We start from the raw sequence: 15,248 nt of genomic DNA, 5'->3' as shown, positions 1-15,248 counted from the left end.
AACCGGAAGGATGACTCGTTTCCGCATGCCGAAGACGCATGACAAGTCGACCAGCGTGTGTGGTGTGATCCGCTGCGAGGGAGCCGCTGCGTGGTCCAGACTGCGTCCTAGGACTGGGTTAGCCTCGTCAGCTCGGAAAGCCCGTTGGCCCCCGCGAGAGCGCGCTCGACGACGGGCATACGCTTCTGGCCGAGTGAGGCCGTCGCGGCTGAGAACAGATCCATGTCGATGAGTTCCAGCGAGGCCAGATGCTCGACGTTGTCAACCGTGATCGAGGGACCGATCGCCTGAAGCGCGAAACTCGACGCTGAGCCCGAGCGCAGGACTTCGATCAGACTCCTGACAGGCAGGTCGAGACGTAGTGCCAGGTTCACGACCTCGATCACGTTCTGGTGGTTCATCATCATGAGGGCGTTGTTGAAGAGCTTGCCGTACTGACCCGAGCCGGCGGGCCCGACATGGATGACGCTCTTCGAGAAGGTGTCGAAGATGGCACGAGCGCGCGCGACACCATCGTCCGTTCCGCCCACGATGGTGGTGAGCTGGCGAACGCGTGCGACGGCGTTCCCACCGCTCACTGGGGCGTCCAGCACATCGACGTTGCGGACAGCACCCAGCCCGGCAAGATGTCGCGCCGTCTCCGGTAGCCCCGTTCCGTGATTGACCAGAATCGACTCGGGCTGCATCCCGGCGAGGAGGCCGCCATCGACCACAAGCTGCAACACGTCCGTGTCCTCGGGAAGGCACAGTGCGACAAGCTCGCTCACCTTCGCCATATCGCCAGGTGATTCGTGCACGGTGAACTTGCGGTTGCCCAGGGCGCCCAGGGACGCGGAATGCCTCGCCCACACATGCAACGGGTAGCCCCCATCGATGATCGCCTGCGCGATCGGGGCTCCCTGGTCGCCGAGTCCGACGAAGCCGATGCGGGCGGGTGGACTCACCACGATGCCGGTCCGTCATTTGAGAGGAAGCTGCCGGTCGGGCCATCTGCAGCCACCTGCGCCATCCGGACGATCACCGCCGATCCCTCCTCGACGGTCTGCGTGCCCGTGTTGCCGTTCAGGTCGGTCCGTGTGAAGCCCGGGTCCACGGCGTTGATTCGAAAGTCGGGCAATGCTTTGGCGAGCTGGATCGTGATCGCATTCAACGCCGACTTGGAAGACGGATATGCGATGCCCCGGTAGAACTGGGTCGGGCTCGAAGGGTCACTGAGTTCGGTGAGCGATCCGAGCCCGCTCGATACGTTGACGATGACGGGAGCCGCCGACTTCTGCAGCAGGGGCAGGAACGAATGAACAACGCGAATCACGCCGAAGACGTTGGTGTCGAATACTGCCAGCATGTCGCCCGCGGTAGTGTCCTCGGCGGCGAGGATCCCATTGTCGGCAAGGCGTCCCTCAACACCTGCGCAGTTGACAACCACATCGATGCCGCCCTCGGTCTCGCTCGCGTCTATCTCCGCCGCCGCTGCGGCGACGGAAGCGTCGTCGGTCACATCGATCTGTATGAATCGAGCGCCGATCTCGTTCGCGGCTGCGCGTCCGCGTTCACCGTCGCGTGCTCCTGCGTAGACAGTGTGCCCTGCGGCGGCGAGCTGGCGCGCGGTTTCTCGCCCGAGGCCCTTAGTTGCACCCGTCACCAATACGGCGCTCATCTCGGCCTCCTTTCGCTGTGCGGTGGATCGTGTTCTGGCCTTCCCTAAGGTGGCAGGCGAGTTCGGGCCATGGCATCAGTCAAATGACCCTCATGACCGTGCGCGGGCACCCGCCCCGCGTGCGAGCCCGGTGCTGAGCGGGACGGGCTGCCTGAATCGAGTTAGATGTCCGGGGCAACTCCTCGAAGGATCTGCTGACCTTGAGGGGACGAACCAGGCAAGGAGCGCTCATGACTGATGAACCGGTCTCCGCACACGACCAGCAACTTCCGCCCGCCGTGGCCGAACTCATCGACGCACCAACCGAGCCGACGCCAATCGCTTCGTGGAGGCGTTCACGCCGGACGCCTACGTCGAGGATGGTGCTGCGCAATACCATGGCCGAGAGGGCATCGCAGAGTGGAACCACACCGACAACCTAGGTGTCGGCATGCGGTTCGATCTGTTGTCGGTGTCTGGGTATGGCGACGACACATACGACGTTGCGCTCCGAGCCACCAGCCGACGATTCACCGGCACCGGCACGATGCACATCACCCTGCGCGAGGGTTGATCTCGCGCTTGATAGTCGGCTGATACGAGAGCGGGCGTCTGCGCGCAGCCTCGGCTGGAAAGTCTCTGACGGAAGCTGGGTTCGCGTGAGACCGCCTCCTCAACGAAGGGTGCAGTTCATCGCCGCGAAAGCTCTGTAAATGAGAATTGAACGTGAGGTGTGCGTCACGTGCCTCCGTGCCGAATCCTCCGAGCGTGGACCGCAGCCTCAGACTCAAGCGATACCGCGGGTCGCAGTGAGTCTCCCGGGACGAAGATCTGCAATTGGGTTGTTAAGCAATGCTTGACGCTCACGTCATCGAGCTGTGAGTATATAGCGGACATGTGCGGCGGATCCAAATGAGATCCGCGCATCCCTGACGCTGGGCGAGGGTTGCTTCGTCGAACAGTCGATATGAAAGGCGTGGTCATGGCACAACTGGGCGATCTGCTCGCATCAATCTCGACGGGCACAGTCAAGATCATCGACTTGACAAACAAGCTGACTGAGAACACGCCCAGTATGACTCTTCCCGACCCATACCCCAGCCCGGCTCCATTCGAGCTCGAGGAGATCGCCGCATACGACGAGCGTGGTCCCGTATGGCGGGCGAACGACATTCACATCAGCGAGCACACGGGTACTCATATCGATGTGCCGATTCACTGGATAACGGGACGCGACGGCAGGGATGTCTCCGAGACGCCATTGCCACGCCTGATCGGTCCGGCGGTGGTCGTGGACTTCGCAGCCGAGGTGGCAGCGGATCCGGACTTCTTGGTGACGGTGGATCATCTCCAGCAGTGGCAGGCGGAGCACGGGGACTTTCCGGAGAACGCGTGGGTACTGGTTCGGACCGGGTGGGCTGCGCACTCTCAGAACGCCGAAAAGTTCGTCAACGCAGACAGTGCGGGAGGGCACACGCCGGGGTTTGCTCCGGAGTGCGCTCGCTGGCTGGCCGAGGAGACGCCTATCTCGGGCGTGGGTGTGGAGACGATGGGGCTCGACGCAGGGCTTGCTTTCGGCATGGAGCCCGCGATGCCCATGCACTACTACCTGCTAGGCAATGACAAGTACGGCATCACCTCGCTGCAGAACCTGGATCGGCTGCCGGCAACAGGCGCGATGATCGTTGTGGCCCCACTTCCGATCGTAGGCGGCACAGGGAGCCCGGCGCGCGTGCTGGCGCTGGTCGAACACGACTGATCATCACACAGCGCCCACTCGCGCTGGGTGGGTGCCGTCACCCGAGCACATGCTGATCACTATCAGCACCCCAACTACATCGACGAGGGTGCCGTGCTGGCGTGCTTAGCAGTTCACCGAGGATGGAGCGAAAGCCACGCCGAATCGTCGTCGGGAGCGGCCGCAAGTGCTGATTACGCACATATGTGCGCGTAGGTGGCGGCCACGAGGGCTTCCCCGTGGTAGCCCAGTCGCCCGACACTCGGGCCTGGTGCTTCCTGTTCTTGATCCCGAGATCGTAGTGAAGCGCCTCAGCCTGCGGTGGCCTCGATGACGAAGCGGGCACGTAGCTGGGTGGAACCGCGACTCGACGGCCCGACGCGCAACTCGAACTCGCCGGGCTCGACGACGCGGTGACCATCGGCATCGACGATGGTGAACGCCGCGGCCGCCAGCTCGAACTCCACATGGGCCTCCTCGCCAGGCGCCAGATCGATCTGTCGGAACGTCTTGAGCTCCTGATCGGCCCAGCTCACCGAGGTCACGAGGTCGCTCGCGTACACCTGCACGGTCTCGCGCGCGGGCCGCGCGCCGGAGTTCCGTACGGTCACGACGGCGCGCACCGCGCCGTCGTGCTCAACGCGGTCCTCGGCAATCCACAGGGCGTCGTACTCGACGTTGGTGTACGACAGGCCGTCGCCGAACGCGTAGGCGGGGCGCTGGGTCAAGTCGGCGTAGCGGTCGCCGTGCTGCCCGCGGATCTGGTTATAGTACGTCGGCTGCTGGCCGACGTGCCGGGGGAACGAGATCGGGAGGCGCCCGGACGGCTCGATGAGCCCCAGCAGCAGCTCCGCGATCGCCTGACCACCGCGCATACCGGGGTTGGCGGCCCACACGACCGCGGCCGCATCGGTCACCGCGGGAGGCAGGATAAGCGGTTTGGAGGCGAGGAGCACGACGATGAGCGGAGTGCCCGTCGCCGCGAGGGCTTCGAGCAACGCTCGCTGCGCGCCGACCAGGTCGAGGGTCGCCGTGGAGCGTCCCTCTCCGACGAGTTCGATGCGGTCGCCGACGACGGCGACCACGTAGTCCGCGCGACGGGCGTCGGATACCGCATCCGCAATCATCGTCTCGTCCGGTTCAGCGGGCGTGACGATCGCCGGACGCGGCTGCCCATCGGTGAAGAACTCTCCCTCTGGATCGGGCCGGAGAGTCAAGATGTCGGCTCCGGGCGCGAACGTCACGGTCCAGTCCGCCGGCGTCTGGGCGCGCAGTCCATCGAGCAGGGTTGTGATCATCTGCCGGGGTTGCGAGTGGATCCAGTCCGCCTGCCCAGATCCGCCGGCCCAGTCGCCGAGCTGCGTCTGGGCGTCGTCGGCGAGCGCCCCGACGACTGCGATGCGACGCCGGTGCGGCGACACTCCGCGCCCGGATTCGTCCGCCGTCACGCCGCCGGCGAGCGGCAGCGTGCCGTCGTTGCGCAGCAGCACGAGGGATCGACGTGCCGCCTCGAGGTTGAGCGCGGTGTGCTCGGCCGAGCCGACCGCCGCCGCGATGCGCTCGCGGTCGGGCAGGCGCGGGTCTTCGAAGAGGCCGAACTCGAACTTGAGCAGCAGGATGCGGGTCACCGCGCGGTCGAGGGCCTCCTCGGTCATGAGGCCGTGCCGCAGCGCATCGAGTGCGCCCTGGAAGAAGCCGGGCGTGGTCATGATCATGTCGTTGCCGGCGAGCACGGCGGCGGCGGCGGCGTGCGCGTAATCGGGCTGCACCTTCTGCTCCCACACCATGCGCCCGACGTTGTCCCAGTCGGTGATGAGGGTTCCGGTGTATCCCCACTCGCCGCGCAGCACGTCGTTGAGCAGCCAGTCGTTGACCGTGATGGGCACGCCGTCGATGCTCTGGTATCCGAGCATGAAGGTGCGGCATCCCTCTTTCGCCACCCGCTCGAACGGCGGCAGGAACCACGAGCGGAGCTTGCGTTGCGAGATGTCGGCCTCGCTCGCATCGCGGCCGCCCTGGGTCTCGGAGTAGCCGGCGAAGTGCTTGGCCGTCGCGAGGATCGCGGTCGGGTCGTCGAGGCCACCGCCCTGATAGCCGCGCACCATCGCCGATGCGAGCTCGCCGATGAGGAACGGATCCTCGCCGAATGTCTCGTCGACCCGGCCCCAGCGGAGATCCCGCGCGATGCAGAGCACCGGCGAGAAGGTCCAGTGGATGCCGGTCGCCGACACCTCGACCGCGGTCGCGCGTGCGACGCGCTCGGCCAGTCCGGCATCCCACGACGCCGCCATGCCGAGCTGTGTCGGGAAGATCGTCGCCCCTTCCCAGAACGAGTGACCGTGGATGCAGTCCTCGGCGACGAGGAGCGGGATCCGCAGGCGCGTCTGCAGAGTGAGCTCGTGAGCACGTCGCACCCGCTCCGGCGACGCGTGCAGGATCGACCCGGCGTGCATGCGTACGACCTGATCGTCGAGGTCGCCGCGCGCGTCGAGCTGCATCATCTGCCCGACCTTCTCCTCGAGCGACATGTGGCACAGGAGGTCTTTCACGCGGTCGTCGACGGGCACCGACGGGTCGAAGTAACGGGGGGTGCGAGCGTTCACGCGGGCCATCCTGTCACACGTTGCACCCAAAAACCTAAGTGGCTCAGACTTTTAAGCGTGGTCCGCCCATGAGGCAAGGCACAAGCTGCTCCACAGTGCGCGCAAGCGGCCGCCCATGTCGACGGAACGATCGAGCAGCCACTGCACTTGCAGCCCGTCCGCCGCGGCGATCAGGAGGTCCGCCACGGCTGTGGGATCCACATTCCCGCCCATATCGCCCGATTCGCGGGCCAGCGCGACATCCCGTTCCAGCGCGGTGCGCAGGCTCGCGTAGCGCTCGAGGAAGAAGTGGTGTGACGGATGCTCGGAGTGCGTCGCCTCGGCGGAGAACTCGACGTACAGCTGGACGAGGCCGGGGACCTCCTGGTTGTGCTCGATGACGGCGAAGAAGCCCTCGATGCCCGTCGGCGCGTCGGCGTAGGTGGCGCGGTCGTGCTCGTCGCGCGCGCGGATCACCTCCTCGTAGAGCTCCTCGCGCGAGCGGAAGTGGTGCATGAGGCCCGTCTGTGTGAGACCTACGCGCTCAGCGATCTCGCTCACGTATGTACGACGGGTGCCGTGCTGCGCCACGGCTTCGAGTGCCGCTTCCAGGATCTCTGCCCGTTTCGCGGTTCCTTTCGCGTAGGGTCCCCGGGTCGCCATGGGGGTCAGCCTATGGCATCGCACCCACGACGGTGGGATCGCTCTCCTCCCATCCCGCCGCCGAGTCCGGCACCCACTCCTCGACGGAGCGAGATGCTCCGACCGGGATGGATGAGGTTAGCCGGATGTCCTGCGAGGACGCCCCGATGAGCACGTCCACGATGCCATCGGCGATCACCCAATCGTGTGTGGCAACGTCGAAGTACGACACCGCGCGAGCCGGGATCTCGAGGGTGACGCGTGCCGTCGCGCCGGGCTCGAGGTGAAGCTTCCGGAACGCGGCGAGCTGGCGTTCGGGCGTCGGCACGTCGACAGGAAGTTCGCCTACATACACCTGCACGACCTCAGACCCCGCTCGCGGACCAACGTTGCGCACCGTGACCGACAACGTGGCGATGGCCTCCCTGGTGCCCGCTTCGACGACGAGCTCCTCGTAGGCGAACGAGGTGTAGGCGAGCCCGTGGCCGAACGGAAATGCCGGCTGCGCCCCGTCCGATCGCACGGCGCGATACCCGACGAACACACCTTCGCTGTAGTGCGCCTTCCCATCGACGCCCGGGTACTGTGCGACAGTTGCGCCGGGCGTCTGGGACAGATCGCGGGGGAGGGTCAGCGGCAGTCGTCCTCCGGGCTCGACCGAACCCGTGAGGACGCGCGCGAGCGCGTCTCCCTGCGCCTGGCCGGGGAACCAGGCCTGCACCAGGGCCGCCGGCTCCGCACCCCAGTCCGTCATGTCGACGGGCGCCCCCGTCATCAGCACCACCACTGTGCGGGGGTTTGCCGCGAGCACCGCGCGCACGAGGGCATCCTGTCCGCTCGGCAGGAGCATGCTCGGCCGATCGTCGGACTCCGCTTCATACGTGCGGACGACGACGATCGCGACATCGGATGCGGCGGCGAGTTCCGCGGCGGCAATGATGTCCGGGGAGACCACGCCCGCGGGAGGCATCCAGCCCAGCCGGATACGAGCGCCCAGCAGGAAACCCTGCGAAGGGTCGTCCGCGGCGTACTCCAATCGGACACGGTAGGGCCTGCCGGCGACGAGCACGATCGAGACGTCGTACATCGCGGCAGAACCTCCACCATCTCCTCCCCAGTTGTACGGCTGGACTCCGGCACGTTCATGAGCCTCGAGTTCGGTCGCGTCGGCCCCGTCGATCACGGCGAGGGTCGACCTCGAGGCGTCGACCTCCGCCGTCGTGCTATTACGCATCGACGTCGTGTCGCTCGAAGCCACCACGGTTTCGCCGAGCTCAAACGAGAATCGGCCGAGCGCGGTGACGGTGAACAGGTAGGTGCCTGTGACCGGGACAGTGAGGGTTCCCGTCCATCGTGCCGACGACTGACCGTTCAGCTCACCGGGCAACGGCTCATAGCGCGGCGAGCCAGCGTTGAAGCCGGGGAAGTTGTGGGCCCCAAGGTTGTGCTCGATGAGGCCGTCGACGCGCGAGACGAGGGGCTCGCCGCTGTGGTCGGTGCTGGTCCACCATTCGGAGACGAGTCCCCGCTTCCCATCGGGCGTCGAAAAGAACGCCTCCGGAACGGTCGGCGGTCCCGGCAGCAGCACGCCGGGGGTGACCGGCTCCGCGCCAAAGGCGAGACCGATCTCGACGCCATCGCCGAAAGCGCGGGTGAGACCCTCGAGCGGCGAGATCTCCCTCGTCGCGCGCACCAGCGAGCTGCCGCCCCCCTTGGCGCCTGCGGTGTCTACGTCGGTGCCGATGAGCGCGACTCTGCGAACGCCGGACAGCGGCAGGATGCCATCGTTGCGGAGGAGCACCATGGATGCCTCCGCGATCCGCTGCGCGATCAGGTGATGCTCGTCCTCGGGGAACTCCCCGAGGGATGCCGGGCTCTCGAGCTGTCCGAGCCCAATCAGCGGACGCAGGATACGGCGCACGCTCTCATCCAGAGTCGTCTCGGCCACCTCGCCGTTCTGCACGCCATGCCACAGCTGTCCGCCCCAGTGGCCCTCGGCCGGCTGCTCTTGGTCCAGGCCGGCGTTGATGGCGGGTGCCGTCGAGTGGTTGGCACCGTAGTCGCTCATCACCCACCCGCGGAATCCGAACGCACCGCGCAGGATGTCGGTGAGAAGAGTCGGGTTCTCGCATGCGAACGTGCCGTTGATGCGGTTGAACGAGCCCATCATCGATGCCACGTCGCCCTCGCGGATGAGTGCTTCGAACGGCGGAAGGTACAACTCACGCATGGTGCGCTCGTCGATGACGGCATCGATCGAGGTGCGGTGGTCCTCCTGATTGTTGATGGCGAAGTGCTTGGCACATGCCTGGACGCCCTGCGCCTGTACGGCGCGGACGAATGCGACGCCGATCGCGGCGGCCAGCCGCGGGTCTTCGCCGTACGACTCGAACGTGCGGCCGCCGAGCGGAACCCGTGCGATATCGACCGCCGGGCCGAGCGAGACGTTGTGGTCGGTGGCGCGGGCCTCCGCCCCGATCACGGTGCCGTACTCCCACGCGAGCTCCGGGTCCCACGTGGCGGCGAGGGCGATCGGGGCGGGCAGGGCCGTCGCCTTGCCTTCGTGCACGTCCCCTCTGTTGACGCGGACTCCGGCGGGACCGTCGGCCATCTGCAGTGCAGGGATGCCGAGTCGTTCGAGCGGACGGGCGTAGAACGCGTAGTTCCAGTTCAGCCCGCCCGTGACGAAGGCGATCTTCTCGTCGAGGGTCATCTCGCCGAGCAGCGCGTTCACACGTGCTTCGACTTCGTCGGTCGCCCAGGACTGAGCAGGGATGGATGCATCGCGGTTCATGTTCATTCTTCCGTGTCGTGTGCTGGGCAGCGCGCTCGACGGCCCAGCGTGGGAAGCGACGGGAGAGCGCCGCGGCCGACCCGATCGGGGCCGGCCGCGGCGGCCGGTTAGCGGACCTTCTTGATCGGGAAGATGACGAGCGCGCCGATCAAACACGCGACGGCGCAGAGTGTGAACCATACGCCGTAGTCCGAGCCGTTGGGCCCACCGGTCCCCAGGAGCACAAGACCGCCGATGAGCGGTGCGAATGTCTGCGGCAGTGCGTTCGCGATATTGAACACGCCGAGATCCTTGCCCGCGTCGTCTGGGTTGGGCAGTACGTCCATGACGAGCGCGTAGTCGACCCCGACATAGATGCCGTACGCCAGACCGAGGATGAGCTCGAGAGCGTAGTACTGGGGCACGGTGTTGATGAAGATCAGCGAGAACGTCCCCACGGCGTAGATCGCGGTCGAGGTCCAGACGAAGATCTTGCGGCGGCCGATTCTGTCGGAGATCTTCCCAGCGGCCCATGCGGTGAGGACCAGCGCGCCGGTATAGACGAGGGTGGTATTGGCGATCAGAAGAGGGACCTCCTCCGCCGGCACGCCCAGGTGAAACTGCATGTAGGCGAAACGAAAGGCAATGAAGCCGAAGCTCGCGAACGTGATCAGGAACCGCGACCACCAGGCAAGCGCGTAGTCGGGGAACTTGATCGGGCTCACCCAGAATGTCTGGACGACCTCGGCGAAACTCATCCGGTCCGGTTTCACCGGCAGCACCTTGTCCGGCAGGACGACCGCGAAGATCACCAGAGCCACGATCGCGAAGAGCGACGGGACCACGAACACCACCAAGAGGTTGGGGGCGAACCAGCCGGCGATGTAGATGCCGAGTACTATGGCGACCTGCTGCGCGATGCCGAGACCGGCTGTGACCGATCCGTGCGACTGCTTGGGTACCTGGTCAGCGATCGTGGCGACGAATGGAGCGAGGGCCATGTTCGCGCCTGTCTGCGCGAGCGCCCAGCCGATCGTCGCGAGCATCAGGTTCGGCGCGAGCGCCATGATGACGAAGGCGATCGTCATGATCGTCACGCCGAGCACGATCCAGATGCGACGACGGCCCCACCGCGATGTGGTGCGGTCCGAGACGCGCCCAAACACAACATTCGCGACGGTGGCGAAGAAAGCGCCGACACCACCAAGAACGGCCGCGGCGCTGTTGAAGGACTCGCCTCCCTGAGGAATCGCTCCCGAGGCTTGCAGCGCGCCGATCTTCATGCCGAGGCCCACGACTGCCGGGCCGAGCAGCGCGACGAAGAAGACCAGCTGCCCGATGAGAAGCCACGCGACATAGCTCTTCTTCGGCGGGTCGGTCGGCTCGCTGAACCAGTGATGCTCGTGCGTTCTGCTGGCCGTCGTCATTCCTGACGGGTTACCTGCGGCGGATCCACTGACGGTACTCATACCTGCCTCCTTTGGCCGGATGGATGCGGCGCCGGGAGACCGCCGGGAGGAGGTTGCGCGCCTGTCGACCAAAACCTAACTTGTAAAGGTTTATCAGCGCAAGCATGTTGCGACGTCATGCGAGTTGCGGAGCCGGAGCTCGACAGTGCGCCCGAACCGAACGGGGGCGTGTTGAGCAGGGCTCGCGATCCGGACGACGACTGCGGACTTCGCACGAAGACGCGATCGCCGCCCTGTCCTCTTCGGCGTCTTCGCTTCTCGGATCTCGTGCTCGCACTCATCCTCGTGGTGATTCTGCTGCGCATGCTTGACGGACTCACACGATCCAGCGAACTGTCGTGGCGGGGACGGAAAGGGAATTCTCGACAAGCTGCTGGCGCTGAACTCGTCGAGGAAAGTCGGCTGGTGAGCAGCGGAGGCACGGGCGAGCTTCAGCCGCTGACCTCCGCCGATCGCGCCCATTTCACAACGGACGACCGGAAGAATCGGCCAGATTCGAGTAAGGAAAGCACAAATGGCAGACTCAAGTTCGATACCGACTTCGCGAGACATCCTCATCATCGGGGCAGGAGAGCTAGGGATGCCGGTTCTGCGCAACGTCGCTCGCCGGGCTCGAGATGTGGAAGGTGCGACAGTAAGTGTTCTGCTCCGACCGAGTAGCCTCAGTTCGACTGCGCCGGAGAAGCGCCGCGACATCGCCGAGATTCGCAGCCTGGGAGTCGAGATCGTGCAGGGCGACCTGGTGGAATGCTCAATTGACGAACTCGCATCGGTATTCGCGAACTATGACACCGTGATCGGTTGCACGGGCTTCGCTGCCGGGATCGAGACGCCGATGAAAGTTGCGCACGCCGCGCTCGGGGCGAAGATCCCGCGCTACTTTCCCTGGCAGTTCGGCGTTGACTTCGAGGTGATCGGCCGTGGGAGCCCGCAAGACATCTTCGACTCTCAGTTGGACGTGCGCGAGCTGTTGCGATCCCAGGATGAGACTGAGTGGGTCATCATCTCCACCGGAGTGTTCATGAACTACTTGTTCGAACCTGGCTCCGGCATGGTCGACCTGCCGAACGACACGGTCAACGCCTTGGGCGGTCTGGACACAGCCGTCACAGTGACGACGCCAGAAGATATCGGCGTTCTGACGGCCGAGATTCTCTTCACCGAGCCTCGCATCCGCAATGAGATCGTCTATCTTGCCGGCGATACCATCACCTACGGCGAGTTGGCGGACACGCTCGAAGCGGTGCTCGAGCGTCCGTTCGAACGCGTGGAGTGGACCGTGCCACTCCTGTTGGACGAGCTTGCCGACGACCCAGACAACATGACGAAGAAGTACCGTGCCGTGTTCGCGCAGGGCCGCGGGGTGGCGTGGGACAAGGCCGATACCTTCAACGCTCGCCGTGCCGTCCCGGTTACGACTTTGAGGAACTGGATCGAGGAGAATCTCGATGTCTGACGGGACCAACGGAGAGTGACACCCCGCTTTCTCCGCGACGCTGTCCGTCTGGGCCGTCCTCGAGGACGGCCCAGACTCGCTCCCTCTTCCGCTGGCGCGGCCGTTCGGCGCACGGGGATCGGTCGAGTCAGTGCAGTTGGACGCTGCGAGGAGAGAAGAGATGGAGTGTGGCTCCCGCAAGTGCTTTGATAGCACAAGCTAGGCCATTCCGGCCCGCCAGCCAGACGGATGCGCCCGGACGCGATCGAGAGCGAAGACCATGATCTCAAACCGACTTCTTGACGGTCGCATCCGGATGCGACACCTCATTCTCGTCACGACTGTCGCCGAGGCTCGAAGTCTCGTCGGTGCGGCAACCGCACTGAACGTAACCCAGCCATTCGTCAGCCGGGGGTTGCAGGAGATCGAGAGGGCCTTGAGCGTCAGACTCTTCGAACGAGGCCCGCGAGGAGTGAAGCCCACTGCCGAGGGCGAGATCTTTCTCGAGTACGCGTGGGTCGTTCTGAACACACTGCGCCGGGCCGGTGAGCATCTCGATGAGGTCAATATGGCCTCTAGCGGGGTCGTCAGCGTCGGTGCCAACCTTGCGGCCGCCCATTTCCTGTTGCCGAAAGCCATCGTCGACCTGAAGTCGATGTATCCAACGATGACGGTCAGCGTGTTCGAAGCGTATCAAGAGCGCCTGATCGCCCTGCTGAACCGGGACGAGCTCGATCTGCTGGTCGGCAGACTTCCTCGGGTGCGTCTGCCGGAGCATCGCTATCTTCCGTTGTACGACGAGCCGTTGACTCTGGTTGTGCGTAGGGGGCATCCGGCCATCGATCGTCCGGTTGAGTTGTCTGAATTGCTCAACTACCCGTGGGTCTTGCCGTGCGCTTCGTCGATGGTTCGGCCCGCGCTCGATGAGATGTTCACATCCAACGGCTTTCCGCTGCCGCGCAATCTCATCGAGTGTTCGAGCATAGTGACGACCAAGCCCATCCTGCTTGCGAGCGATGCCATCGCGTCGCTGCCGATGCTCGTCGCCAGCACTGATGATGAACTCGACATCCTGCCCATCCCACTGGACATGATCCCTGGCCAGATGGGCATCATCATGAAGCGGGATGCGCCGCTCAATCGGGCGAAGATGCGGCTGATCGACAGCCTCACGACGGTCGCGGACTCGCACGTGTCGCCCTTTCTCAGACCTGCCGAGAAGGTGTTTTGACCGCGCCACCGCGGAACTGTCGAGAGTGACGCGCTCGACGTCATGCGCATAGCTGAGGTTCGCGCCATGCCATTTCAGGCATAACCAGGACGGAACAGGCATTGGACCGCCACTGGTGAGTCCGCCCAGCATGATGCCATGACCCCCTCCTCTGAGTCGGCACTTTCGCGACGTCCGAAGGCAGGCATCGCCGACCACGGCATCGCCGACCACGGCATCCCGGCCCCGCTCATCGAGGTGCGCAATCTGGTGAAGCGGTTTCCCGGAGTGGTGGCGGTAGCCAATGCGAGTCTCACGATCTCGGCAGGAGACATCGTGGCCCTCACAGGTGAGAACGGCTCGGGAAAGTCCACACTGTCCAAGATCATCGGGGGTGTCGAGCAGCCCGACGAGGGCAGCATTCTCGTCGATGGCATCGAGCTCAAGATTGTCAATCCGCACATGGCGCTCGGGTTGGGAATCGTCATGATCAGTCAAGAGCTGACCTTGGCCCAAACCCTCACGGTGACCGAGAACGTCCTGCTCGGCCGGTTGCCGCGAGGTCGCGGCGGACTCATCGACTGGCGGACGGCCCGCCGCCGCGCTCGAGAGGTCCTCGACGAGTTGGGCGTGCACATCGACGTCGACACGCTGGTTCGGGACCTGAGCGTCGAACTGCAGCAAGAAGTCGAAATCGCACGCGCCATCTCGTCCAAGGCCCGTCTGCTCATTCTCGACGAAGCCACGAGTTCGCTGTCAGAGAAGGCCACCGACCGCCTCCTCAGTATCGTGCGAGAGCTCGCCAGGCGCGGCGTGGCTGTTCTGATGATCTCGCACCGTATGCCCGAGCTCTACTCGACCGCCCACCGAGCCACGGTCCTTCGCGACGGTCGCGTCGTGGGCACCGTCGATCTGCCGGAAACGCCGGAACGACAGCTCGTCACGATGATGGTCGGGCGCGAGCTGGGTGACTACTACGGCTCCCGTACCTCGAGCATCGGATCGACCGTTCTGAGTGTCTCCGGACTGCGGCAGAGCGATGGAGAGCTGAAGCCGACGGAGCTGGTCGTTCGGTCCGGTGAGATTCTGGGTATCGCCGGTCTCGTCGGCTCCGGAAAGGCGGAGTTGGCGATGGCGCTCGGGGGCGCCATCGCGGCGCAGGGAACCGTGACGGTTAATGGCGTCGTGGTCAAGCTGGGCGACCCACGCTCAGTGATGCGCACAGGTATCGGCTATGTGCCGGACGATCGTCGCCGTGCGGCGCTGCTGCCCGTGCGCAGCGTCGCCGAGAACATGACGATCGCGTGGCGGGAGTCGATCGCGAGCCTGGGCGTCATCCGCTCCCGAGTCGAGCGGGACAAGGTCAAGAGCGCGATCTCAAGATACGGCGTCAAGACGTCGTCTGCCGACCAGAGAATTGCCCTGCTCTCAGGAGGCAACCAGCAGAAGGCCATCCTCGGTCGCACCTTCGCGCGCAACTGCCCGGTCTACGTGCTTAACGAGCCGACCCGCGGTGTCGACGTGGGATCCAAGAGCGCGATCTACGCCTTCCTACAGCAACTGGCAACAGAAGGCGCTGCGATCGTGCTGATTTCGTCGGAGTTGCCGGAACTGATCGGGCTCGCCGATCGGATCGGGGTGTTCTTCCATGGGGAGGTCGCCGGCGAGCTGTCGGGCACAGACATCTCCGAGGAGGCTCTGGGCGCCCTCGCCGTGAGTGGCCATCTTCACTCATCCACCAAGTGATTCCCCCGAAAGGTCTT

Annotated in this window: 11 protein-coding genes; 5 read left to right on the top strand and 6 right to left on the bottom strand. The window is 65.1% G+C overall.

The genetic code is table 11. The features are described 5' to 3' along the window. Positions 1 to 107 precede the first annotated feature (107 nt). Positions 108 to 944 (bottom strand): NAD(P)-dependent oxidoreductase, encoded by an 837-nt coding sequence (locus tag MRBLWS13_RS04405; RefSeq protein WP_349428980.1) that lies wholly within the window; start codon positions 942 to 944, stop codon positions 108 to 110. Beyond that, positions 941 to 1,657, bottom strand: coding sequence for an SDR family NAD(P)-dependent oxidoreductase (locus tag MRBLWS13_RS04400; protein ID WP_349427826.1), 717 nt, complete (start codon positions 1,655 to 1,657; stop codon positions 941 to 943). The genes MRBLWS13_RS04405 and MRBLWS13_RS04400 overlap by 4 nt, the downstream gene beginning before the upstream one ends. Before the next feature lie 325 nt (positions 1,658 to 1,982). On the opposite strand from MRBLWS13_RS04400, the gene MRBLWS13_RS04395 reads away from it, so the two are divergent. Together MRBLWS13_RS04395 and MRBLWS13_RS04390 are read left to right on the top strand one after the other, a co-directional pair. Next, a complete protein-coding gene (locus MRBLWS13_RS04395) occupies positions 1,983 to 2,210 on the top strand; it encodes a nuclear transport factor 2 family protein (RefSeq protein ID WP_349427825.1) in 228 nt (75 codons plus the stop codon). Positions 2,211 to 2,618: 408 nt separating this feature from the next. Then, positions 2,619 to 3,395, top strand: coding sequence for a cyclase family protein (locus tag MRBLWS13_RS04390; protein ID WP_349427824.1), 777 nt, complete (start codon positions 2,619 to 2,621; stop codon positions 3,393 to 3,395). A 290-nt stretch (positions 3,396 to 3,685) separates the two neighbouring features. On the opposite strand, the gene MRBLWS13_RS04385 is transcribed toward MRBLWS13_RS04390, so the two are convergent. The 4 genes from MRBLWS13_RS04385 to MRBLWS13_RS04370 all read right to left on the bottom strand — a co-directional run bounded on the left by MRBLWS13_RS04385 (position 3,686) and on the right by MRBLWS13_RS04370 (position 10,912). Next, the gene (locus tag MRBLWS13_RS04385) at positions 3,686 to 5,986 is read right to left on the bottom strand and encodes a glycoside hydrolase family 3 N-terminal domain-containing protein (RefSeq protein ID WP_349427823.1); all 2,301 of its coding nucleotides are present in this window, start codon (positions 5,984 to 5,986) and stop codon (positions 3,686 to 3,688) included. Positions 5,987 to 6,028: 42 nt separating this feature from the next. After that, positions 6,029 to 6,619, bottom strand: coding sequence for a helix-turn-helix domain-containing protein (locus MRBLWS13_RS04380; RefSeq protein ID WP_349427822.1), 591 nt, complete (start codon positions 6,617 to 6,619; stop codon positions 6,029 to 6,031). A gap of 10 nt (positions 6,620 to 6,629) precedes the next feature. Then, on the bottom strand, positions 6,630 to 9,392 hold the full coding sequence (locus MRBLWS13_RS04375) for a glycoside hydrolase family 3 C-terminal domain-containing protein (protein ID WP_349427821.1): 2,763 nt from the start codon (positions 9,390 to 9,392) through the stop codon (positions 6,630 to 6,632). A gap of 107 nt (positions 9,393 to 9,499) precedes the next feature. Further along, the gene (locus tag MRBLWS13_RS04370) at positions 9,500 to 10,912 is read right to left on the bottom strand and encodes an MFS transporter (protein ID WP_349427820.1); all 1,413 of its coding nucleotides are present in this window, start codon (positions 10,910 to 10,912) and stop codon (positions 9,500 to 9,502) included. Between the two features lie 508 nt (positions 10,913 to 11,420). On the opposite strand from MRBLWS13_RS04370, the gene MRBLWS13_RS04365 reads away from it, so the two are divergent. From MRBLWS13_RS04365 to MRBLWS13_RS04355, 3 genes are all read left to right on the top strand, one after another. Further along, on the top strand, positions 11,421 to 12,296 hold the full coding sequence (locus MRBLWS13_RS04365) for an aromatic alcohol reductase (protein ID WP_349427819.1): 876 nt from the start codon (positions 11,421 to 11,423) through the stop codon (positions 12,294 to 12,296). Between the two features lie 259 nt (positions 12,297 to 12,555). Further along, positions 12,556 to 13,506 carry a LysR substrate-binding domain-containing protein gene (locus MRBLWS13_RS04360; RefSeq protein ID WP_349427818.1) on the top strand — a complete coding sequence of 317 codons (951 nt, stop codon included), beginning with the start codon at positions 12,556 to 12,558 and terminating at the stop codon, positions 13,504 to 13,506. Between the two features lie 138 nt (positions 13,507 to 13,644). Next, the gene (locus MRBLWS13_RS04355; protein ID WP_349427817.1) at positions 13,645 to 15,231 is read left to right on the top strand and encodes a sugar ABC transporter ATP-binding protein; all 1,587 of its coding nucleotides are present in this window, start codon (positions 13,645 to 13,647) and stop codon (positions 15,229 to 15,231) included. Positions 15,232 to 15,248 lie beyond the last annotated feature (17 nt).

Source organism: Microbacterium sp. LWS13-1.2 (assembly GCF_040144835.1).
GTDB lineage: Bacteria > Actinomycetota > Actinomycetes > Actinomycetales > Microbacteriaceae > Microbacterium.
Note: the sequence above shows the minus strand (reverse complement) of the source record. Positions and strands in the feature narration are given on the sequence as shown.

What these genes read in the sequence shown, in the direction of transcription:
- MRBLWS13_RS04400 (WP_349427826.1), bottom strand. Translation starts at nt 1,657, where the DNA reads ATGAGCGCCGTATTGGTGACGGGTGCAACTAAGGGCCTCGGGCGAGAA.
- MRBLWS13_RS04390 (WP_349427824.1), top strand. Translation starts at nt 2,619, where the DNA reads ATGGCACAACTGGGCGATCTGCTCGCATCAATCTCGACGGGCACAGTC.
- MRBLWS13_RS04385 (WP_349427823.1), bottom strand. Translation starts at nt 5,986, where the DNA reads ATGGCCCGCGTGAACGCTCGCACCCCCCGTTACTTCGACCCGTCGGTG.
- MRBLWS13_RS04380 (WP_349427822.1), bottom strand. Translation starts at nt 6,619, where the DNA reads ATGGCGACCCGGGGACCCTACGCGAAAGGAACCGCGAAACGGGCAGAG.
- MRBLWS13_RS04375 (WP_349427821.1), bottom strand. Translation starts at nt 9,392, where the DNA reads ATGAACCGCGATGCATCCATCCCTGCTCAGTCCTGGGCGACCGACGAA.
- MRBLWS13_RS04365 (WP_349427819.1), top strand. Translation starts at nt 11,421, where the DNA reads ATGCCGGTTCTGCGCAACGTCGCTCGCCGGGCTCGAGATGTGGAAGGT.
- MRBLWS13_RS04360 (WP_349427818.1), top strand. Translation starts at nt 12,556, where the DNA reads ATGATCTCAAACCGACTTCTTGACGGTCGCATCCGGATGCGACACCTC.
- MRBLWS13_RS04355 (WP_349427817.1), top strand. Translation starts at nt 13,645, where the DNA reads ATGACCCCCTCCTCTGAGTCGGCACTTTCGCGACGTCCGAAGGCAGGC.